A 22,963-nucleotide genomic window follows, 5' to 3' on the forward strand; every position below is an offset into this window, starting at 1 on the left:
ATGAGAAAGCATCTGATTACAGTAACAGCAATTCTTCTCATGGTCCTATTTTGCCAGACTGTAGTGGCAGCAAACAACACTACAACAAGCAATACAACCACGATCCTAGTTATAGGTTCATCAAGAGCCGCGAAGAGTTACAATGAAGTGGCACATTCAATAATGAATCTCACAGACAATAACGTCAAATTTCAGATAAGATCCACGAGTCAGATAGGGAACATGACCAGTGATGAAATACAAGCTCTTCTAAACAGCTCACAGATAATATTGGCAGAATGGGGAACCCAATTGGCTGGTAATGGGTCCATGGAATCTGTTATCATAGCAAATCCATCCCTAATTGAAAACAAGATATTCTTCGCATTTGAAAGTGGCCCGACGCTAGTTAAACTGAGCATGATCAACAACACCAAGGTATTTGAAGGAGTCACTGATACAGATATAGGCACTTGGGATAGACCAGGAACACTCATAGGAGCATGCCATGATGGTGATCTATCATCGCTGATGTTCTACAAAGAGAAATATTCAGGTAACCAAGCACTACAATACTGGATAGACTGCGCCAGTTATTATGCAGCTGGGGGTAAGAAAAACATTGAAAATCAATTCAAGTACATCCTTAAACTCTATTATCTCATCAATGGAAAACCATGGAATAGTAGCTGGGATCCAGCCCCTGTTGAACCAGGCCTGCTACTGCAACCAGAGTTCCTATACCGTGATGGTCAGAGATTCAGCCTCCAAGAGTACTTCCAGAAATATCATCTAGACCCTACTAAACCAACAGTAGCAATTCTGACTTACGTTGGCAGCACAGGTGAAGTTGCATATGCTGATGCAATGCAACAGATAATTGACGCATTGACCTCAAAGGGTATGAATGTGATCCCAGTAGTTGGTACATGGTCAAACTATGTGACACTAAATGACACTGCGATGAGAGAGCTGCTCCAGACACTATGCAATCCTAATCAAACATACAATATAACTGCTATAAAGGATATCGGGAATTGCACTGAGAGATCATCCATTCTTGGAGTTAATAGTATCTCCACTGGAAAGGTGTATGAAGTAGACATCTTTGAGAACGGGACCATAGTAAAACACTTCAAGGTTAGCAACGCACAACCCACAAATGTCTATTCGGCCTTGTAAAATTCCTAACAGATGCACAAAATGTTGTACAATATGAAGCATACCCGGAAAGATACCCCATCAAAGCCAATATAATCATAGACCTTTTAACTTTCACCCCGGGATCAACTACCTCAGGTGCCCAAGTTACCAAGTTCTTTGAACACTCAAACGTTCCAGTACTCAGAGCCATGATAACAAGCTCAACATATAGGACAATGGGACAATGGCTTGTCTCAGATGAAGGATTCAGTTGGATGTCAGTATACTGGCAGTGTGCCCAGCCTGAAATGCAAGGACAGATAGAGCCACTAGCAATCGGTGTCGGTGAAATCGGAAGCGACCCCGAAACCGGAGCTCAATGGGATATAACAGTCACAATACCTGAGAGGATAGAGAAACTTGTGAACAGGGTCTACAATTGGATCAAACTCCAGACACTCCCAAATAATGAGAAGAAGATTGCAATAGTCTACTATAATTATCCACCAGGGAAACAGAACATCGGAGCAAGTTATCTCAATGTACCGGAGAGTATCTTTGAGATACTTAAGAGGCTGAAACGTGAAGGCTATAACATAGGTGAGATACCATCTAACGCCGATGCTCTCCTCGACCTGATGGTCAAAAAGGGTATAAATATTGCCAACTGGGCGCCAGGTGAACTTGAAAAACTAGTGAACCAGAGCGATATCATATTATGGCCAGTTGAAGATTATCTCACATGGTTCAATAAGCTAGACCGAATTGCCAGGAAAGAGATGGTTGAAGGGCCAGTAGGCTACATCGAGGAACTAACCAAGGCAGCAGTAGAATACATTAAAAAGGGAGACACAAGGACAAGGGATGAGATGCTTAAAACCCTCAACAGATGGACACAAGAGATGATATCAAATGCTAATACGCACCCAGAAGTTGCAAGCACTGCAATAGACCTCATAAATAAGATCAGCGCTGCTTTAACATCCTATATCCAGGATCCTTCAAATACCACGGCATACGAGACGTTCCTAAAATACAAAGGAGAACTCCTGGCACTTAAACTCCCAGGGATGACAGGATGGGGTGAACCGCCAGGAGACGTTATGGTCGTTGAAAAGAATGGCGAAAAATACATTATTATACCTGGTCTGATGTTTGGGAACGTCTTCATCGGCCCAGAGCCACAGAGAGGATGGGAGGCCGATGCGGCCAACCTTTATCATAGTACAGTTGTCCCACCACCACACTGCTACCTTGCATGGTATGCATGGATAAACACAGTCTTTGAGGCAAATGCACAGATACATGTTGGAAGGCATGCAACTTATGAATGGACACCAAGAAAACAGTACGCTCTTGCCTCATTCGATTACCCGGACATATGTATTGGCGACACACCATCACTATACATCTACATAATGGACGGCGTTGGAGAGGGTATGCAAGCAAAAAGAAGAGGACTTGCAGTAATCATAGACCACCTGACACCACCATTCACACAGACAAAACTCTACGGCGACTTACAGGAACTTGCAGGCCTCATCATAAATTATGAAAAAACACCTGAAGGAAACCCAATGAGAGAAGAGTATGCAAAACAGATCCGTGAAACAATAATAAAAACAGCCATCTACAAAGACATGAACATAGATCCAAACAACATCACAGATGAAGACATCGACAAAATACACGATTATCTCCTAGACATCAAGCGTACATTGATGCCTTATGGCCTTCATACATTCAGTTTAAATTGGACATCTGATGAGATAGCCCTTATGGTCTCGACGATGCTATCACCAGACAGCGACGTTGACCCATCCCTCCAAAAGCTCGTGAGCACAGCAATGGGCTGGGATTTCAAAAATCTCACCTTCGACCAGGCAGAACAGGTGAACGACATATGCATAAACATGATCAAAGATCTTCTCAACGGAAAATCTATAGCAGCAATCCTTGAGAATGTTACAGACCTATCCCTCAAAAAAGCCCTCCAGGACAAACTATCAGTGGCAGTGGAATACATTGCATTGCTAAAAGAGAGCCCAACAAAGGAAATGGACGCCCTAATCGAAGGTCTATCAGGAAGGTTCATATCACCAGCCAAAGGAGGAGACCCTGTCAGAGCACCCTATGCACTCCCAACCGGGCGAAACTTCTATGCACAAGACGACAACACATTACCAACAAAAACAGCATGGGACCTTGGTAAAAGACTCGCAGACATGGCCCTTGCACAGCTTGACACCATCCCCGAGAAGATGGCTGCTGTAGTATGGTGCGTTGAAACAGCAAGAGACGACGGTGCAATGGCCTCATTTGTTCTAAGAATGTTAGGTGTTCAGCCAAAACCCGATGACAAGACTTGGCTCAAAGGAGGAAAATTATCATACATTACCCCAACAAACCTCACAGACCTCCTAAATGACTTGAACAAGATGAGGAATAGTATTGGACTCCAGAACGTCACATCAAGGCCAAGAATTGACGTGATAACCACAACAAGCGGTCTTTTCAGAGATTTATTCCCAAACTTGCTTGCAAAAATGGACATAGCCTACAGGGTTGCACTGGGAGCATCCTACTCAAAGATAGTTGAGGCATATCCACAATTTAAAGATCAGTTGGACCTTGCACTTGATCCACTGATCACAGGAAAGTTCCCACAGGCAAAATCAATGGAAGCCCTTCTCAAAGTTATAGACAAAGGCGACCCAATTGAATTGAATTACGTTGCAAAACATTGGATAGAACTTGTGCAGAGGGGCTATGATGGAGACGCAGCAATAACAAGGATATTCGCCCCACCAGTAGGAGACTATGGCGCTGGAGTTAACCATGGAGTTGAACAAGCATGGACATGGAACAACAGAGAAGAACTGGCAGACATTTACCTTAGAAGAATGAGTCATGCATACTCCAACACACAATGGGGCATTTCGCAAAGAAACCTCTTTGAAGACCTCCTTAAAGGAGTGACAGTAACATACCATAGTAGAAGCACAAACCTTTATGGAGTTATCGACAATGACGACTACTACGATTACTATGGTGGACTATCAATGGCAATCGAAAAAGTGAACAATGGAAGAGCACCATCACTAAATGTCCTTTACTATGCAAACCCAGCTAATCCAGAGGTCCTTTCATTACAGCAGTTCATGAGAAAGGAGATGAGAACACGCTATTTCAACCCCGCGTGGATCCAGGGAATGATGAAAGAAGGTTACAGTGGTGCAAGGGCAATTTCAAACAAGTTCGTCTCATACCTATGGGGCTGGCAAGTTACAACTCCCCAACTCGTACATAACTATGAGTGGAATGAAATTACTGACATTTACATCAGAGACAAATACAATCTTGGAGTTACAAAATGGTTGTCTACAGGTAACAACGCCTATGCAATGATCAGCATAACAGGAACACTCCTAACAGCAGCTCATAAAGGCTTTTGGCATGCTGATGAGGGAACACTCAGGTTGGTGGCTAACACTTGGGCTAAGCTAGTTGCAGGGTATGGTGTTTCTTGTTGTGACTGTAGCTGTGGTAATATTGCTATGATGCAGTGGGCTATGGGTTATGTGGATCCTAACCTTTTAGGTCAGGTAAAAGCGAAAATTTACGGCGCTACAAAGAATGCTGCCTTCGCACCAGGACAACCAGGTGTGCCTGGCGCCCCGGGACAAACAGGTCCTGGTTATACTGGTAGTCAGGGGCATGGTGTGAGTCCCGGTTATACTGGTGGTCAAGGACGGGCAGGTGGACAAACCGGTTCAGAAGCTGGAGTTGCCGCGGCTGGGGGTGCAGGGCCAGGATCATCTGGTAGAGCCTATGAAGTGAGTAAAGTTGGTGGAATGTCTGGTGCAAGCGCTGGCATGCCAATATACGCAGTGCTCGGAGTCATAGTCCTAGTAGCCCTTGTAGGCGCAGGTTACTTCCTAAGAGGAAAACTATAAAAATTCTCCTCCTTCTTTTCTTTCTTTTTGTAATCATTTAGATTAACCGCACACCAAAAAGGAGATAAAAATCTTAGGGAATTTAGCGGACGTATTTTTCAAGACATTCACACGAAACATATCCCATAAACGAAGCCCTTTGCTTTTTTCTCCCATAAGCATGCTGCAGACATTCACACGAAACATATCCCATAAACCGGGACAACTCCTACGCCTAAATGAAGTAAAGGATGATTTGAATGTTATTGCAGAAAAGGTTAGAAATCGGAAGAATCATACACACCAAAACTTTCCAAGGGGGTCTCCATTACCTCATCACCAAAGCAAAAGTGAATGCTTGGGGGGCTGCTTCTTACATCTAAACTATACTATCGAGAAATTTTACAGGACTGGTGAGGCTGTAAAGATTTGTTGGAAGCTTGAACGTTAGACTGAGAGTCCTGAAGATGTGGGGAGTCTCCGTTCCCCCCCGAAAGCCTCTCGATGATTTCAATGGTCTCAATTGTTTCAGAAGTATAAGTTAGAAGGGTCCTGCCTTACATTACAGAAAAGAAAGAACTTGTCGAAGACCTCAATGGTCTTTCTTATGCACCGGAGTTAATTCTACCGGTGGGGAAGCCCCCCGATGAAAGCCAGAAAAGACTCATACACCACAATTTTGATAACAGCAATGCTATGGTTATAAAATCTTCACCTCCTGTCCCGGAAGGCTCGGGGAAAGCTGACAGATAATCTGAGAGGATAAAACCATCCCCACCGGGGCTGGGAACACATCCCAAGCCTGACGCTACAGAGTATACACTTCAAGGCTTCACTATTAAGCAGAAAAACCCAGCGAGGGGGTGTTCACTTGAGTCTTATGCCCTCTTTTATAGCCTCTTGCACTATCCCTATTTCCTTTTTTTTAATTTCGAACTCTTCCGGCGTATAGGGAAGTACATCAATGTTAACCTTTGCATCCCAGTATTCTATGATTTTCTCGATCCTCCTAAGGAAATTCATGTTCCTAAATTTTTCACTGACGATTATAATATCATAGTCACTATCTTCCAAGTGTTCGCCTCGCGCCCTGCTCCCAAATAATAAAATGAGGTCTGGTTTAAACTTTCTTTTAACCTGGGATAAAAATCCCCTTATATCTTCAATTCCTTCCGGACCCATTCCACCACCTTACTTGCGATCTCTAATTTCTCCTCTGCTATTTCCCTGTCATAGAGTTCATATGGAAGTCCCTGGGCAGCATCCGGATAACGTGTGATGATAAAATCTGGATTTAGCTTTCTGAGGCCGCTCATAAACTCCTCTGGCATGTTAAGTTCATTTGCCAAGAAAATCAGGGAATGCGTGGAACCCGGGGATTTCCTCTTTTTGTGGATATAGAGCGCCTTTAATGCCTTTTCAGCAGCCTGCTGTGACAAAAACGCCGTTATATAATATTCCTCGATTTTAAGATTTTTAGCAGCGCCTTCAAGGTCCTTTTCTGCCTGTTTCCACCAATTATAAACTTCTCTCCTCATACTAATAAAATCTTTGACCAACACAATATTAATCCTTTTTCACCTAGCCTACTCCTCCCCCAAAAAATTCAAGAAATAATAGGGAAATTCAATGTCTAAATTCATCTTCCTTGAATGGCCAGAAAAGCGAATGCATGAGGGTCAATAATGTGTTCAAGAACTAAACTCCAAAAAAATAGTATGTAGGACACCATCCCAGTATAAAACGGCCAATACTATGTGAACTACTTCATTTGGGGGTGTTTCCAAAATCCAAGAACCAAGCCTTTTTATGCCTTCAGCTGTTGGTCTGGAATTTCCCCCATCAGGGGGATGAAAGTCCACAAGGGGTGAACTACCCCTCCCTGATGGGATGGGCTTCCTGCTTCAACGACAAGACTTGCCCAGCTAAAGCAGGGGATGCTGAGTAGGGATCTTGCCTCCAACAGGTGCGAATTCGGGTTGTCCCAACCCTACCCATCCAGTCATCACCCACAATTTTAGAGGATGCCAAGGCTATGGATGAGATACCGCATCCCAACCTCCTACCAGGAGGTAAACACAACAAAACATAACAGAAGAACAAAGTGTATAAAATTTTCGGCTTTCATCCCCCATGGGGGTTCCCGCCGAGAAAGTTAAACACCCCCTGATGGGGGGCTTCTAGCCCGTTAGATAAATTAGAACAAAGGATACCATGAACTATCAGTGTTCCTTATAATTCTGGTATTTTGCAATTATAATTGCTTTTGCAAGGATCAGAAGTTGAAGGAACCAGATATTTGGAGAGGATTGAATCAAAGGATTCTAAATCAAATATAACCTCTTAGACAGAAACTTTTATATACTACACTTTAAAGAGGTTCTGTACAAGGGGTGATGGAGTCCACCTTTAACTGCTTTTTTATGCTGATGACTCCTGCAAGATAAGTGTGGGAGGGATATTGTGGAGTATGTTGCATTTAGCATAGCCATTATTATATTACTGGGACTTCTCTTCAACAAGGTATTCAACAAGATAAAACTTCCGGGTATCCTAGGGATACTGATACTAGGTATCATAATAGGACCCCATGGACTTTGATATCAAAGAGTATAATGGATATTTCACCCGATCTAAGGATTATAGCACTTATAATAATCCTTATTAGGGCGGGCTTCGGTATAAACATTGAAAGCCTCAGGAAGGTTGGGATGACAGCAGTTATGAGCTGCATACCTGACCTTATCGAGGGCTTTGCAGTGATGCTGGCAGCACACTACCTGCTTGGATTATCCCTCATTGAAGCTGGAATCCTGGGCTTTGTTATAGCAGCAGTTTCACCCGCAATTATAGTCCCCCAGATGCTTTCATTCATTGAAAGGAGAATGGGAACAGCCAAAGGGATACCCACCATATACTTACAGGGGCTTCAGTGGATGATGTAGTCTCAATAACACTCTTCTCTGTTTTCCTTGGGATATACCAGGGCCAGCAAGTCAACTTCATCGTGGAGATCATTGGAGTGCCTTTATCCATACTGCTGGGCATAATTGCTGGTCTGGGTCTTGGTCTTGCACTGGTCCAACTTTTCAAGAAGTTCAAGATAGGGAACACTGAAAAGACCCTCATAGTCCTCGGAGCAGCCATACTGCTTAAAAATGCTGGGGATATTGTAAGTTCACATGTTCCCGTGGCCGCACTTGTAGGTGTAATGGTCATAGGGCTTGTTATCCTTCAAAGGATGCCCGATACTAGCCTGCAGTTAACTAAAAAGTTCAACAAGGTATGGATCTTCGCTGAGATACTCCTCTTTGTCCTTGTTGGTGCTCAAGTCAATGTTGGGCTCATATTCCATGTTGGATTTGCTGGACTTGCAGTGATAATCCTTGGACTTACAGCAAGGAGCATGGGGGTGCTCCTCTCACTCCTAGGTTCAGACCTGAACCTGAAGGAGAAGATATTCTGCGTGGCAGCATATATACCCAAGGCAACTGTACAAGCAGCTGTAGGTGCAATACCCCTCGCAGCAAGAGTTGCGGCAGGCGAAACCATACTGGCCATGGCTGTACTTGCAATACTATTCACAGCACCCCTAGGGTCCATGGCAGTTAAGTTCACCGGAGAGAAATTCCTGAGCGTCGATGAGGACTACCAGAGGCCACGATTTCCACATCTACCTAGTATGGGGAGGTCAAGATTATCTTTTTTACAATCTCTTGACCTTCCATTCCAAGTTCCCTTGCACTTATAAATTATTTGCCAGTTCAATACTGGAGTTCCCCTCCTCTATTATTGTGATTTTGCACTGGAAAATGCACCCTAACACAATGTAGAGATTGATTGGGCAAATCTCGACTTGTTGTATATTCTATTGGGGGCCCCCTATAACTGTTAAAGGAATAGGTCCAGTGAACTTTGTTTAGATTTGTCACTTTCAAATAGTGAGTTCACACCAAACTCTAGTATGTTGATTCTCTGCATGAGGTAAGGGTCAATAGGATATTTCCCAGCCAGCTCCTTTGATATTTCCAAGTATTTTATGACCGAACCCTTTGATACCGTCAGTACAAGGTTCCCACCACATTCACATTTTCCTGTGAGTGGTATTCGCCTGTATTTCCTGTTACATCTTGTACATCGCACCTTCTGTTTAGTGAATGCCCGGATGTTCCCCATCATATCAGGTAGGAAATGTGAAAGTAGAACTCCCTCCACTACTCTTCGCTGATCCACAGCCCGTATTTTTTCTGCAAGTTCGATCTGTGAATTAACCTTTTCTTTCATTGTGGGTAACATCTTATATAGGCAGGTTTTAGGTCCTGAATTGATATTTGAAGTGTCATGGGAAAACATTAGTCCTTTGTATTGTCTTGGCGTGCCGAGACGTTTTTTAACATTATCAATTAGGCTGGTGACCTTTGATGGTTTGGCATATTCTAATGTTTTCTCATAGAATGTGAGGGGTAATGAGTCCATTGTGTCGATGTTATGTGATTCGTCGTCGATTTCTTCCGGGTCTATCCTTGATGATAGGACGAGTGGCGCGTCCATGCTCCCCCCTCTACTACTCGGGAGGTATGTTTTAGAAAAATTGAGCAGAGCATCTAATAATAATATTATGGCATCCTCGTCACTGTCACAATTCCTCCTCTTGGCTGAGTGGAAGTATGGGTGCGCATAACATGCTGATGCTTCAGTAAAGCCTATTATCCTCCCCAAGACCCCCGCGGAAGTGTGGGGTGCCAATCCGATTATCAGGTGGCCGATTAGATCCTCCCGTCCCCGCAGATTATAGAACCTTCCAAGGCCATAGAAGTTTTCCAGGAGATCGTCGACGAATGATGCAACCTTCATGAGGTAATCTGCACACTCTTTAGATATTACCACATCCTGGACCTTCAATTCTACTATTTGATCCTCATCTTCTAGGGGCCTGCCCTGAAAGTCTGTCTTGTACCCCAATTCTTTTAATTTTTCTATGGTTATGCCGATCTCTGAGGGTTTAAAGTGTGTGAGTGGAAGGTCCGTGGAATCGTGTCTTATAGTAGCATCCTTAAAGGTGAAAACCTCGTTTTTGGCCCTGAGAACGCCCTTTTCTAATGGTTCTGGGAACTTGTCACGGGATATCATCCCCTCAACTCCTTTTATTTCTTCGAGTTTGCGGACTCCCACGTTCTCGGTGGCGTTCTTTAAAAGTTGCACGAGGTTTATGGATCTTTTGCTTGGTTTGCCCATCTCTGTTTTTTCACCGCATTGTGGACACTTTGATTGCATGAAGCTTATTTTGCACCTAGGACACTTCGCACGGCCTATCTCTACTCTAATGTTTCCCTTTTTAGTGGCTTCGATGATGTTTCGTCGGCTACCACCATGTTTACCTATTGGGAATAGCACGTGGGGTGCTGGGCGCATTTTCCTCTCTTTACTTTTCTCGGGTCTCCCAACCCTCGCCCCAATATAAGTGGGGGCCTTTTTCATGATCTTAACAGGGGACACCCTATTTATTGCTTTGATTGGATCCTCTTCTTTTTCTAGGGGTTTTTTGAGGGTGTTTAGGAGTGCGTATGCGTCATCAGCTCCTATTATAACCTTGTCTTTTCTGAGTTTATGGGGAACTCCTAGTATCTCTAGTATCCTCTTTGGGGGTGCTAGTGGCAATTTTAGTTTACCATTTTCCTTTTTTCCGTGTTGTAGCCACTCGTAGAGGTTGTTTAAGTCTTCTGTTGTGACATCATGGTAGAAGTAGGTGTAGCGTGGATGTAATGGCACATCATATTCTATGGAGATTTTAAATGCTTCCTTTGCACCTGGTCTTATCCTATTCCACTGGCCCTTAAACTTTTTAAGGTTTAAGGGGTCTTCTTTGGTATTATATGCCCTTGAGTTGAGGATTGATTGCGCCCACCATTCCTCGCACCATGCCGCGGGCATTAGTACGTGATTGTTCCTTAAAAATTCTCCGAAGGCCACTAGCATGTCACCTAAGAATAGTATCTCCTCTACTTCTGGTTTGATTTTATTGGCTTCTTCAATTGTTTCAATTTTGATTACGTCCCCGTTTTTGAGTTTGACTATTGGTCCTTCGATTGTATCCACTGGCACGACGCAGTTGCCCTTTCCTGGTCTTTCAATTTTCATCTGCGTCCCAACTGCTAGGAATTCTAAAAGTTCCATTGTGGCGGGGTTTATTCCCATGGCCGCTAATCCCGTGTTCCTCGAACGCCCGTATCTCAGCCTGAAGGCCCCTTTTTCTGATGGGCATCCTAGGACCGGTCTTCCCCCTATTATATCCTCTATGTATTTGCTGTCAGCTTTTATGGTGATTTCATCTTTTTTATCAGATTTTAGGGTTTTTGAGAATTTTTCCAGCCAATTCCATCCTCCAAGTTTCAGTTGTTTGGCATATTTAAGCACCTTTGGGGCTTTTTGGATAACACCCTCTACCATTGCCAGTAGGGCTCCTCCACGGATGTGGTTGGTCTCTACACGTTTAAGGTCCCTATGTGAAACCTCTATTTTATCTGTTGGCTCCCCGGTGACCTCCACAGGGATATTCTCAGCGGCTAATCTCACCTCCTCTGGGGTTGGGGAATATTGCAGGTTAGTCACCTCTGACTCATATAATTCCACTTCCTCCACATAACGTTCTATCTCCCTGTCAGTGGGCTTGTAACGGTCCAATCCTATCTTCATCCTTATATAATCTGCTATTAGAACTGCTAATGCCGATGCCGTCCCCCCAGCACTCCTTATAGGCCCCGCAAAGTATACTGCCAGGTAATTTGATTCATCAAAATTGTTTTTGATAGTTACCTTAGCGATTCCTTCTAGGGGTGCTGCCACAACACCCTCCGTCAATATTGCAAGGGCTGTTCTCAGGGCCTGATCCGCGAGTTCCTGTCTCCTAGACCATAACCTGTCCTCGTCTGTTTCGTTTATCCGCTGGGATGCTATCTCAGCAGCTATCTTAAACGCTATCTCCTCTCTACTATACTCCCTCTCCAATGATTTTATCCTCTGGGCAACACCCTCAGGTCCTACTAGTCCCTCAACCCTCTCTGCAAGATCCTTCGCAAGGGGTATTTCAGGTTCTGTGGAAGCATCTAAACCCCTAGCCCTGGCCTTCCAGGCTATCTCATAAAGCCTATTTGTCTCCTTCTCCAATTCCTTAAAATACTCCATCATAATCATAACCCTAAAAAGGATGATTTCCAACAATAATATATTATATCCCTAATGAATATAATCTCTATAAAAGCTTATCCGGGGTGATCAGAAAAATGGCTAAAAAGGATAAAAAAACGCTCCCACCAAGTGGTGCCGGCCTTGTAAGATACTTCGAGGAAGAGACAAAGGGTCCTAAGCTCACACCAGAACAAGTAGTTGCAATGAGTATAATATTAGCCGTATTCTGCCTATTACTCAGGTTCTCAGGTTAAAAACCCTCGGTGATCTAATGGCGATCCACCCCATCGAATTCAGATACGGCACTCCAGAAATGAAAAAAATATGGGATGCTGAAAACAAACTACAAAAAATGCTAGATGTGGAGGCGGCCATAGCCGAAGCAGAAGCCAGCCTAGGGATCATACCAGAACACGCCGCAGAAGAAATAAAAAGAAAAGCCAACACAAAATATGTGAAACTTGAAAGAGTGAACCAAATCGAAAAAGAGACGAAGCACGACATCGCAGCCATGATAAAAGCACTGGCAGAACAATGCGAAGGCGACGCAGGAGAATACATACACTTCGGGGCCACATCAAATGATATAATAGACACAACAAACTCACTACTCTTTAAAGAATCCATAAAAATCCTAAAAGAAAAACTCATCAGACTAATAAAACTCCTTCTAAAATTAGCAGACGAAAACAAAAAAAGGGTTTGCATTGGCCGAACCCACGGCCAACATGCACTACCCACAACCTACGGTATGAAATTCGCACTCTGGGCCGATGAAATGCACAGAAACCTTGAAAGGTTAAAATCGGCCGAGAAAAGATTATGTGTAAGTATGGTGACCGGTGCAGTGGGCACCACAGCAGCCCTAGGTGAAGACGGCCTAAAAGTGCACCTGAAAGTCTCCAAGGTACTCGACTTAAAACCAGTTCTAATATCGAATCAAGTCATCCAAAGGGACAACCATGCTGAATTCATCATGGTATTAGCTAACATCGCCACAAGCCTTGACAAGATAGCCTTAGAGGTTCGTAATCTTCAGAGGACGGAGATCATGGAAGTAGGTGAGAAATTCGACCCCAAAAGACAAGTCGGCAGCAGTACAATGCCACATAAAATGAACCCGATAACCGCAGAGCGCATCTGTGGCCTAGCCAGGATTATACGCTCACATGTGATAACCGCACTAGAGAATAACCTGCTCTGGCATGAAAGAGACCTCACAAACTCGTCTCCAGAGCGTATAATATTCCCAGAATCATGTATACTAACAGACTACCTCCTACACCTAACCACAAACCTAATAGAGAATCTCGTGTTCTTCGATGAGAATATAGAAAAAAACCTCAAACTTACAAATGGTCTTATAATGGCAGAAAGATTAATGGCAGAATTGGCCAAGAGGGGTATGGGAAGGCAAACAGCATACCAGATCGTGAGAGAATGTGCAATAAAAGCCAACAAAGAAAGAACACCCCTCATAAAAGTCGCAGGAGAAAAAAGGGAAATAATGGAATATCTAAGCTTCGAGGAACTTGAAGATATCATGGATCCCCACACATACCTAGGATCCGCCATCAAGATAGTTGAAAACGTCCTCAAAAAATCAAAAGAATGGTTCTAGAATCCCCAACCTCTAATTTCCTTTTTTTACTGGTGGAATGTAGGATCTTAAAAGTAATGATAATGATACAACCGTAACCGAACTTAATGCCATGGCAAGACCTGCTAATTCTGGTCTGAATGTTAACCTGAATATTGGATAAAATAGGCCAGCCGCTACAGGTATGAGAACCATATTATATGCAAAAGCCCAGAATATGTTCCATTTAACGCGTGAAACGACCTTACGGGCTAATTGCATGGCCGCGGGGACATCAACTGGATCATCCTTCACCAGTACTATATCAGCTGCTTCCATTGCAATATCCGTACCGCTTCCAATCGCGATTCCAACATCAGCCGCTGCAAGGGCCGGAGCATCATTTATACCATCACCAACAAATGCCACACCACCCTTTTCACGCATCTTAGCGACTATATTAACCTTATCCTCCGGTAGGACCTGTGAGAGTACTCTGCCTATCCCTAGTTTCTCTGCCACGATCTTTGCCGTTATAGGATTATCTCCCGTTACCATAACAGTTTCTAAACCCATTTCCCCCAAAGCCTTCATAGCCCTTGGGGAATTTTCTTTTATCTTATCCGAGACCGCGATGATCCCCACAGGCTCCTGATCCATTCCAACTAATACTATAGTTTTACCTTCTCCTTGTAATTTTGATATCATATCCTTGATATGGTCTAATGGTATTCTATTGTCCTTGAACAAACTTATATTACCTACCAGGATCCTCTGAGAGTTGGTGAATCCTATCAGGCCCTTTCCAGGGATTGACTTAAGTTCATGAACTTTAATAGAGGGTATGTCTTCTGCCCTTGAAACTATTGCCCTGGCTATGGGGTGTCTTGAATTGGCTTCGATGCTAGCAGCCAATCCTATTACGTCATTTTCATCGCCTTTGAGGGGTACTACATCTGTGATGTATGGTTCGCCTTCAGTGAGCGTCCCTGTTTTGTCAAAGAGCACCGTACTTATCCTTTCAGAAACTTCTAGCGTTTCGCCTTTTTTGATGAGAATACCAAGCTCAGCTCCCCTGCCTATACCAACAGTGACCGCTGTTGGTGTTGCGAGCCCAAGGGCGCATGGACATGCCACTACTAAAGTAGATATAAGGATCGTTAGAGAGAAGAGTAATCCCATACCTTTGAGGTACCAGAATATAAAAGCCGTGAATGCTATTATTAGAACCGTAGGTATGAAATACGAGACCGCCCTATCAGCTATCCTCTGTAATGGTGGTTTAGACCCTTGAGCTTCCTCCACCAATCTTATGATCCTCGCAAGGAACGTTTCTTCTCCTGTGTGGGTTGTTCGGATCTTCATGACCCCATCAGTGTTAATAGTGCCTGCCACTACACTCTTTCCCTTGTCTTTGAATACTGGGATTGGTTCCCCTGTTACCATCGACTCATCAATGTGTGCTTGTCCTTCAATGATAATACCATCTACTGGTATCCTATCCCCAGTTTTTACGAGTAGTATATCACCTCTTTTTAGGGTTTCTACTGGCACTTCCATTTCCTTATCATCCTTAAGTATGGTTGCTGTGTCTGGTTGGAGTTCCATCAATTTTTTGATGGCCTCTGACGTTTTACCCTTAGCCCTCGCCTCAAGGTATCTTCCAAGGGTTAGGAAAGCTGCTAACATTAAAGCAGTTTCATAGAACATAAAATCTTGTGATAGGATGTTGAATGTGCTCAGTACACTGGAAGTGAACGCGACTCCAATACCCATAGAATACATGACATCCATATTGAGCGTTTTGGCTTTAAGTGAACGTATCGCGGCATTAAAGATTGGATAACTTACATATAGGAATGGTAAAATCGATACTAGGAAGAAGATATAATTCATAAAGGGAAATTCTATCCTAGAGTACATTATGATCATAAGGGGAATCGAAACCCCTAAACCCACTATTATCCTCTTCTTTTTAGATTTAAGATCCCCTAGAATCTTTTCATCAACTACTTCCCCCATAGTGCCCAGGAATTGGTATCCGAGCCCTTCTATGACCTTTCTGATATCATCTATGGATATTAGGTCCTTATTGTATTCTATGTATGCTGTTTCAGCTCCTAAATTCACTGTAGCATCTATTATACCTTCAAGTTGTCCTAATGCTGATTCTATTGTCTTGGCGCACATGGCACAGGTCATGCCACCTACTTTAACCTGAATTTTATCATTTAAAACCTGATATCCGGCCTCTTTTATCACATTTTCTATGTCTTTAAGCCCAATCTCCTCAGGATCGTATTCTATAGTGGCTTTTGCCGTTGCAAAATTTACATTAGCCTCTTTAACGCCGCCGATTTGTCTAAGTGCTTCTTCTATTCTCAGAGCGCATCCTGCGCAGCTCATCCCACCGATCCTAATATTAACCCTCATAATACACCTAAAAGATTTTTGAATATCATACCATCCTTTACTACGAGGAGTATGTTGTCAGGGTCTGCAAGGCTCTTTATATCCTCAAGGGGGTTCTCTTTTACAACAATAATATCTGCAAGTTTACCCTTATCGAGACTCCCTATCATATCATCCCATCCAATACACTCCACCGCCTTTAAAGTGGCAGATTCTAGGATCTCACGAGGCCCCATCCCAATATCGGATAAGTATGAAAATTCCTTGAGGTTTTGGCCATGTTCTATAACCCCTGAATCAGTACCCATTACTAATTGAACACCTTCCTCGTAGGCGGCCTCTATATTTTCCCTATGAACTTTAGCAACTTCTATAGCATCCTTCCTGGTGTAACTTGGAAGTTCGCCCTTCTTGGCTTTCCTGGCAAGTTCCGCCGTCACAAGGAGCGTTGGCACTAGACAAACTCCCTTTTCTCGCATTTCAGCCGCTGTCTTCTTGTTAATGTAAGTTCCATGTTCTATCGAATTTATACCAGCCTCTATACAATTTTTTATACCTTCAAGTCCATGAGCATGGGCCATGGTCCTTTTACCCCTGAAACGAGCCTCCTCCACGATAATCTTCAACTCTTTCTTGGTGAATTGGGTGTCATCAGGCTTATCATTGGCACTCATCACCCCACCAGTGGCCATGATCTTTATAACATCCGCCCCAGCCCTTAAAACCTCTCTAGTCTTTTTTCTCACCTCTGATGCGCCATCACATATGCCACTTGGCAATCCAGGATATCTAAGTTCAATATTTAAACCCGATTTCATGTGGAAATCGAAATGGCCCCCTGTTATCGAAAGGGGGGTTACGCTTATCTGCATTCTAGGCGCTGGGATTATACCCTTCTGGGATGCGAGTTTAACCCCAAAGTCGGCCATCCCAGCATCCCTTATTGTGGTGACTCCTGTGTTGAGGGTTGTGCGCATATGGTCGATGGCATTATAAAAATAGAATGAGAATGGAGTTTCTATCCTATCCTCTAATTTAAAACCTTCCTCCATGATATGTACATGGGCATCTATAAACCCCGGGAGGATGAAATAATCACTCGCATCAATTACACGGGCTCCAGTCCCCCGTTGAGTTGAAACGGATTCAATTGTGTTCCCCTTTACTACTATAGAACCCCTAAAATGATCACACACTTCCAAGTCTATTATTTCACCGTTAATTACTAGTTCGCTCATAAGAACACCCAATACTAGTATGTTATCATGTATATGAAATATACGTCTTGGGGGACCGGATGATATTCAGTGAATCACTCTATGGGGTGGTTCTGATAATACCAGAGTATCCGTCGACTTCAACTTCCATAGAATCCCTTATAATCTTCATAACATCCTCTTCTGGCTGATCTACTAGGGGTATGCCCGCCATTATAACCCCAGTGGCTATTATAGGCTCCGCCTGTTTGCATATGATCGCCGCTGGTGCTTTCTTATTCTTTGCTAATTGGAAGATCACATATGAACCTACAGTAGATCCTTTGCCTCCAGGTATTATGAGGATCCTATCCTTAAGGTTTTCGCCATGCAAAGGGTGTCTGGGGTCTATTATAGTCCCCGTTTTAGGGTCCACACCACCAAGAAAACTTAAAGGTTCGGTGGATACAAGGGCCTTCCCACGGCCTATACCCTCTGATAAAACCCTACACTTTATATCCATTTCAAACCCTATATTTCTTTTTTCATGATCTCTCGGAGTACTGATGTCCCATATGATCCCTTCGGTATTGAAAATTCCACAATTAAACCATCATCGGCGGTTTCGACTTTAGCATCCCATATTTTGAATCTTATGGGTCTGCGCATACCATGACTGCCCAAGTGGGGCATTTTATCGCACTTAAAAAGGTCTAATGTCAACCCTTCCTCATCGAGGATCCTTCTTTCGATTTCACCTATTTTGCCCGTGGCAAGGGGGACCTTACTACCATATAATGGTGCTGTTGGATGGGCTTCAAACCTTTTTATCATCTCATCCAATTTTCTAGGTTCCTGGTTATGTATGATGTGTTGTTGGTTGTCAACTATTATATCCCCCGGTATATATTTATTGATACCAAATTTTGCGCGTTCACTGACAACCTTGTTAAATAGATATGATTGGTATGCGTGGACAAACATTCTCTTCAAGGGCTTTGGTAATGTTTGTATTGCACGGGCATAGGATTCCCCAGTAAGGTCCCCTCTTTTCTTTTCTCTTATAAGCCTCCTGAGCATCATCCGCTCGTATCTCATACTCGGCGGCATCAGCTCATAGGCTTCTTCCAGTTCTCCCCTATCATATGCCCTTCTCGCCTCTTTTATATCTTCTGGTTCGTCTTCATAGGGGCTGCCAATATATAAGTCCACAGCACCTTTAAGGTCTCCGAAGATTATGGCCTTGCCTACAAGATGTGTGTTGGCCCTTGGAGTGCCGAAGCGTTGCCAACCATAATAATTTGGCACTCCAATTTTTGATAATTCCTGGAGCGTGCTCTCTGCTTCCTCTTTAGCAGAGGGTTTCACGCCTCTTATCCTTATACGGAATCGGTTACCTACTAATTGGCCCATCCTCAGCTTTTTTTCGTGTCGGGTTATTTTAAGGAATTTAACATTATGTAATCTTTCATCTAATCCCTTGACCTCTTCTGGGTCTATGTTACTTATGCATATCCCTTGTCTTGTGACAGCCATCTTATCCTTCATCCCGGCGAAGCCCATCCTCCAACGTGGCAAACTTAATTCCCTTGCAATGTCTAATAAAACATCTAGGGTTGTTCTACCCTTTTTTTCCATCCAAATCCACGTGTTAGGTCCTCGACCACTGGGTTGGATGAGTGGGATTTCCTCCACATAAAAATCCTCATATTTTACTCTGATCTTGCCACCCGTACCCACACCACTAGTTACATAAGTTTCAACGTTTAACATTTTGGTTTCATCACCCCTTTTTCTTGAATTTAGCATCCTACAGTCCAGGATTTAAAGTTTGGGGATTATGATAAATGGATGCTCTGGTATAACCCTAAAATTTCAAGGTTTCTTCTGGATTAAATATTCAAAAGAAACGGCGAGAAGAATAACTATCAGCTTAATAAAAGCCATTTCATAAATGGCCAGAACCGCCACAAGTGGGGCACATATCCACTACTATTCTCCCATTTTCATCAACATGTTCATTGACGTATCCACTTCCGCCACAGGTGGGGCATATATTCCCTTGACTTGGATTATTTCCTTGGTCTGAGCTGGTCCTATGAGTTGGATTATTTCCTTGGTCTGAGCTGGTCCCATGACCTGAACTACCCCCTTGGTCGGTTGGGACGGATTTGTTTGTATCTATGCTGATTTCATTGAATTTTATATTGTTTTGACTGGCTTCTTGGAAGAATGTATACCCAACAGTCAGCCCAGCTAAAATTACCAAGCCGATAATCAAATATTCTGTATTCATACGGGATCCCTTTCCCCTTCCAAAACCTTTATTTTTATGTTTATTACATCTAGGAAATATTTAACTGCTTCGGCTTGGAAGACTACTTCATAATTTTTTTCCGGAAAAACTTAAAAAAATCTTTAGGAAGCCCCCTTTGAGGGCCCAGTTAATGAAAAGAGGGAAGTTTTCCTAAATTAGTGAATAAAGAGATAATCTTTTGTTTCCCACTAATTTTCTGCCATGGTTAGTTGAAGTAGGATTTATGAATGTTAAGCATGGGAAAAATTTATATAGAATATTCTCAAATAATTGGTGTGATCCTATGGAGGGTTATAAAAAAATGAAAAGGCTTTTATTACCTACAATTATGTTTTTCATTCTCATGAGCAGTGTTCATGGTGCTGATCTTTCCTATAATGAGATCTCCGTAGCCTCCAAGTTAATCGAAAATTATGGCTCATCTAATGGCAAAATACCCAACGGAATCGTCCTAAATAATAAGAGCATAACATTAGACGATTATCTTTATGCAGCAACAACCACAACAATAAAACTAAACAATAATCAGAAAACTAGCGTAACAACCAATAATTATAAACCGCCGATAAGCTCCCTAAACAGTACTGCCACTGGGACGCTCACAAGAACAGAATACTTGCAAGTGGCCCAGAACATCAAAAAATACATGGAAACATACCAACGCTCACCAAACTACGCCACCACAACAATTGGAAAGGTAAATTATCAGAGCCTAATTTACGCCTACGCAAGGATAATAAACTTCTACAATGAAAACCAGAGACTGCCAACTTCTATAACAGTTAGGAGACTCACAAGTTCAGGCACAAGTCCAGAAAATACAACAAATAATAGTGTGGTCATTGGCAGGACAACCTATGGTTTAGTTGTGCGTGAAGGCCCATATGGGAATTCCACTTCCCCCGATAAGGTGGTTTTCATAGTAGGCGTGCATCCCCTAGAGTCACAATCCCATAATGCTATCATCGAAGCTATAAGAGCCTTGAATGGATCTCTTAATAAATGTTACTACATTTACAGGGTGAATGTCACAAAGGATGCGTCTGATTACGAGAAGGGTAGGATCAATGGCGAATTATTGGCTAACCAGTATGTAGTCCCCGAGGTTAAAAGAATGCTACCAAGACTAGTAATTGATGCTCATTCCAATAGAGGCACCTACCCAGCGAAGAGGTTCTTATTCGTCCCCTATAATTCCACAGAAGCCAAAAGGATAGCTAACATGATAAAAGATAAAGCAAGCTGGTTAACGATCTACAATCCACCAACATCAACCAGCGCCACATACGTTACCATACCCTTAATAAAGGCAGGCATACCATCAATAATATATGAAACATACGCATATGATCCATACGCCCAAATATTACAACATGCCACACAAATTGTTTCAATAATAGACAACCTACTCTTTTAAAAGCGGATATTCCTCATAGGGGGTTATAGCTTATCATGTTCACAATCCTGGCCGGGGAAGGTTCATGGAATATAAGCCCAACCCGCGTGTCCCGGGCGAATGTGAGGGTCCCATTGATCGTGGAAGGTTCATGGAATATAAGCCTAACCCTCCCAAGTTCACTATTCTCCCCCCAAATCTCCTACACCTGGACACGGGACTAGAGATTCTCTCATAATCTTCCCACTTATCTTCTGTCAACTATCCTCTTGGGTCTTCCCCTTATCTTGTAAAATTCTAATTCTCCGGGTCTCTTAAAATTAAATAGTATCTCGAATGTACCATCTAGTACGTGTGGTAAAGTTCTTTTTTTTCTTTGAAAAATTTTCTGAGAAAATTTTCTTTTATAAGTTCTCTATCAAATTCTTCTACTTTTCTGCATTCGAGTGATACTTGCATTGTAACGGGTCCTTCGTCCTCATTACCATATAGGAATGCCTCATATTCTCCGGTTAAATATTCCATGTTTTCCCTCTGGAATACTGCCGCTTCAACATCAACTTTATTGAAAGGGTGGCCAGCCACCCATACTGTCTCGGATTCCCTCTCTGGGCTCATTATACGCATATGAGTCCTCCCACACTTGCATTTATCCCTTGATATTACAACTGTGGTATCCTCAGTATCATAATTTAAAAGTAGGATCCCTGTCTTCTCACCCACTGGCAGAAGTGTTGTGAGGACTATCCTGCCACATTCACCATCATCGACAAAATCTTTAAGATGAGGATCATAGACATCAAGGTGGACAAGATCCTCTGGGACATGCAACCCATCCCTTTCTATGCATTCTCCGCACATTGTCCCCTCAGTACTACCATAAGTGTTAAAGACTTCCACGTCCCAAATCTCTTCTATGTATTCCCTTGCTTCTGGTGCGAAGCTTTCACCGCCAACTAGACGCTCTATACTGGGCTCCTTGGGGTCGATACCATGATCTTCCATCCTCCTGGCAAGCCTTAAAAGTTTGAATATGCTGGCAACTATACTGGTTGGCTTATAATTTTCTATTATGCGCACTGGGAATGTGCATTTACCCTCTGGGATTATTGTCATGCCAATCTTATGCGCTGCAAGGGTCATTGTATTGGCGCCAATATTCATCCCATAAGATGCGCAGATAACAACCCTATCCCCTGCATCGAAGCCCTGGGATACAAAGGCCCTCGCATACTTCTCAGCATAACGTTGCCAGTCCCCCCATGTTAAAAAGAAGGATTTCGGACGTCCACTTGTACCGCTTGTTTCATGTATGGTGAAAATATTCTCCCACGAAGTGGCCTTGAACTCGAACCTTTCAGTTTCCGGAGGTTGATTCTCCCTTACGGTTCCCCCATTTATGATTGGTAATTCCCTAAGATCTTCATGCGACCTTATATCAGAAGGTTTTATTTTATGTTCTCTGAACCATCTACTATAAAATGGGACGTTCTCATACGCATATTTGATAGTGTATTGGATGCGCTCTTCTACTATTGCATCAATATCATCACGATCCATTGTCTCAATTTCAGGGTTAAAATAGGATATCATAAAAATCACACAATTATGAAGTTTGGATGCCCTGACCGGGATTTGAACCCGGGTGATAGGATCCGCAGTCCTACGTGATATCCGCTACACTATCAGGGCTCTGCCAAAGATAAATATAACATATATTATTAATATTCTTTTCCCCGCAGAAAAAGGATAAAGCCCAAAGCATTGCACATGAATATTTTTGCTTATAAATTATTAACATTGTACTTTTTCCAGAACCTC

General features: G+C 42.9%; 18 protein-coding genes, 1 tRNA gene and 1 riboswitch. Of the genes, 9 read left to right on the forward strand and 10 right to left on the reverse strand.

The genetic code is table 11. The features are described 5' to 3' along the window. Positions 1 to 1,161 (forward strand): cobaltochelatase subunit CobN, encoded by a 1,161-nt coding sequence (locus MTTB_RS07765; RefSeq protein ID WP_248564432.1) that lies wholly within the window; start codon positions 1 to 3, stop codon positions 1,159 to 1,161. Between the two features lie 77 nt (positions 1,162 to 1,238). Next, entirely contained in the window at positions 1,239 to 5,078 is a 3,840-nt protein-coding gene (locus MTTB_RS07770) for a cobaltochelatase subunit CobN (protein WP_248565317.1), read from the forward strand. Between the two features lie 846 nt (positions 5,079 to 5,924). Here MTTB_RS07770 and MTTB_RS07775 read toward each other — a convergent pair. Both MTTB_RS07775 and MTTB_RS07780 read right to left on the reverse strand, forming a co-directional pair. Continuing rightward, positions 5,925 to 6,239 carry a nucleotidyltransferase domain-containing protein gene (locus tag MTTB_RS07775; RefSeq protein ID WP_248564433.1) on the reverse strand — a complete coding sequence of 105 codons (315 nt, stop codon included), beginning with the start codon at positions 6,237 to 6,239 and terminating at the stop codon, positions 5,925 to 5,927. After that, positions 6,212 to 6,595 (reverse strand): HEPN domain-containing protein, encoded by a 384-nt coding sequence (locus MTTB_RS07780; RefSeq protein WP_248564434.1) that lies wholly within the window; start codon positions 6,593 to 6,595, stop codon positions 6,212 to 6,214. The genes MTTB_RS07775 and MTTB_RS07780 overlap by 28 nt, the downstream gene beginning before the upstream one ends. Before the next feature lie 845 nt (positions 6,596 to 7,440). Then, positions 7,441 to 7,503, forward strand: a riboswitch (Fluoride riboswitch). A 17-nt stretch (positions 7,504 to 7,520) separates the two neighbouring features. Here MTTB_RS07780 and MTTB_RS07785 point away from each other — a divergent pair. Genes MTTB_RS07785 through MTTB_RS07790 form a run of 3 tightly spaced genes read left to right on the forward strand, consistent with a single transcriptional unit; the run spans position 7,521 to position 8,808 of the window. Next, positions 7,521 to 7,658, forward strand: coding sequence for a hypothetical protein (locus MTTB_RS07785; protein ID WP_248564435.1), 138 nt, complete (start codon positions 7,521 to 7,523; stop codon positions 7,656 to 7,658). Beyond that, on the forward strand, positions 7,655 to 8,002 hold the full coding sequence (locus tag MTTB_RS08390; protein ID WP_282570355.1) for a cation:proton antiporter domain-containing protein: 348 nt from the start codon (positions 7,655 to 7,657) through the stop codon (positions 8,000 to 8,002). The genes MTTB_RS07785 and MTTB_RS08390 overlap by 4 nt, the downstream gene beginning before the upstream one ends. Then, complete coding sequence (locus MTTB_RS07790) at positions 7,990 to 8,808, forward strand: cation:proton antiporter domain-containing protein (RefSeq protein WP_282570356.1); 819 nt, start codon at positions 7,990 to 7,992, stop codon at positions 8,806 to 8,808. Before MTTB_RS08390 ends, MTTB_RS07790 begins: the two co-directional genes overlap by 13 nt. A 140-nt stretch (positions 8,809 to 8,948) precedes the next feature. On the opposite strand, the gene polC is transcribed toward MTTB_RS07790, so the two are convergent. Then, positions 8,949 to 12,239, reverse strand: coding sequence for a DNA polymerase II large subunit (polC, locus tag MTTB_RS07795; RefSeq protein ID WP_248565318.1), 3,291 nt, complete (start codon positions 12,237 to 12,239; stop codon positions 8,949 to 8,951). Positions 12,240 to 12,337: 98 nt separating this feature from the next. Here polC and MTTB_RS07800 point away from each other — a divergent pair, with 98 nt between their 5' ends. Continuing rightward, positions 12,338 to 12,496, forward strand: coding sequence for a preprotein translocase subunit Sec61beta (locus MTTB_RS07800; RefSeq protein ID WP_112094508.1), 159 nt, complete (start codon positions 12,338 to 12,340; stop codon positions 12,494 to 12,496). Between the two features lie 17 nt (positions 12,497 to 12,513). Further along, on the forward strand, positions 12,514 to 13,863 hold the full coding sequence (purB, locus tag MTTB_RS07805; protein WP_248564436.1) for an adenylosuccinate lyase: 1,350 nt from the start codon (positions 12,514 to 12,516) through the stop codon (positions 13,861 to 13,863). Between the two features lie 12 nt (positions 13,864 to 13,875). On the opposite strand, the gene MTTB_RS07810 is transcribed toward purB, so the two are convergent. From MTTB_RS07810 to MTTB_RS07830, 5 genes are all read right to left on the reverse strand, one after another. After that, the gene (locus MTTB_RS07810) at positions 13,876 to 16,254 is read right to left on the reverse strand and encodes a heavy metal translocating P-type ATPase (protein WP_248564437.1); all 2,379 of its coding nucleotides are present in this window, start codon (positions 16,252 to 16,254) and stop codon (positions 13,876 to 13,878) included. After that, positions 16,251 to 17,471, reverse strand: coding sequence for a metal-dependent hydrolase family protein (locus MTTB_RS07815; RefSeq protein WP_248564438.1), 1,221 nt, complete (start codon positions 17,469 to 17,471; stop codon positions 16,251 to 16,253). Before MTTB_RS07815 ends, MTTB_RS07810 begins: the two co-directional genes overlap by 4 nt. Before the next feature lie 79 nt (positions 17,472 to 17,550). Continuing rightward, positions 17,551 to 17,952: a DUF126 domain-containing protein gene (locus tag MTTB_RS07820; RefSeq protein WP_248564439.1), complete on the reverse strand. Its 402-nt coding sequence runs from the start codon at positions 17,950 to 17,952 to the stop codon at positions 17,551 to 17,553. Positions 17,953 to 17,960: 8 nt separating this feature from the next. Further along, positions 17,961 to 19,202: a tRNA pseudouridine(13) synthase TruD gene (truD, locus tag MTTB_RS07825; RefSeq protein WP_248564440.1), complete on the reverse strand. Its 1,242-nt coding sequence runs from the start codon at positions 19,200 to 19,202 to the stop codon at positions 17,961 to 17,963. Between the two features lie 175 nt (positions 19,203 to 19,377). Beyond that, the gene (locus MTTB_RS07830; RefSeq protein WP_248564441.1) at positions 19,378 to 19,725 is read right to left on the reverse strand and encodes a hypothetical protein; all 348 of its coding nucleotides are present in this window, start codon (positions 19,723 to 19,725) and stop codon (positions 19,378 to 19,380) included. 322 nt (positions 19,726 to 20,047) lie between these two features. Between MTTB_RS07830 and MTTB_RS07835 the strand changes: the two genes are divergently transcribed. Next, positions 20,048 to 21,163, forward strand: a complete 1,116-nt coding sequence (locus tag MTTB_RS07835) for a pseudomurein-binding repeat-containing protein (protein ID WP_248564442.1) — start codon at positions 20,048 to 20,050, stop codon at positions 21,161 to 21,163. A gap of 35 nt (positions 21,164 to 21,198) precedes the next feature. Continuing rightward, positions 21,199 to 21,366: a hypothetical protein gene (locus MTTB_RS07840; RefSeq protein ID WP_248564443.1), complete on the forward strand. Its 168-nt coding sequence runs from the start codon at positions 21,199 to 21,201 to the stop codon at positions 21,364 to 21,366. 121 nt (positions 21,367 to 21,487) lie between these two features. Here MTTB_RS07840 and ftsA read toward each other — a convergent pair whose 3' ends face one another. Next, entirely contained in the window at positions 21,488 to 22,735 is a 1,248-nt protein-coding gene (gene ftsA, locus MTTB_RS07845) for a coenzyme F390 synthetase (protein WP_248564444.1), read from the reverse strand. A 27-nt stretch (positions 22,736 to 22,762) separates the two neighbouring features. Then, positions 22,763 to 22,834: transfer RNA gene (locus MTTB_RS07850), tRNA-Arg, on the reverse strand. Positions 22,835 to 22,963 lie beyond the last annotated feature (129 nt).

The sequence above is a fragment of the Methanothermobacter tenebrarum genome, assembly GCF_023167465.1.
Lineage (GTDB): Archaea > Methanobacteriota > Methanobacteria > Methanobacteriales > DSM-23052 > Methanothermobacter_A > Methanothermobacter_A tenebrarum.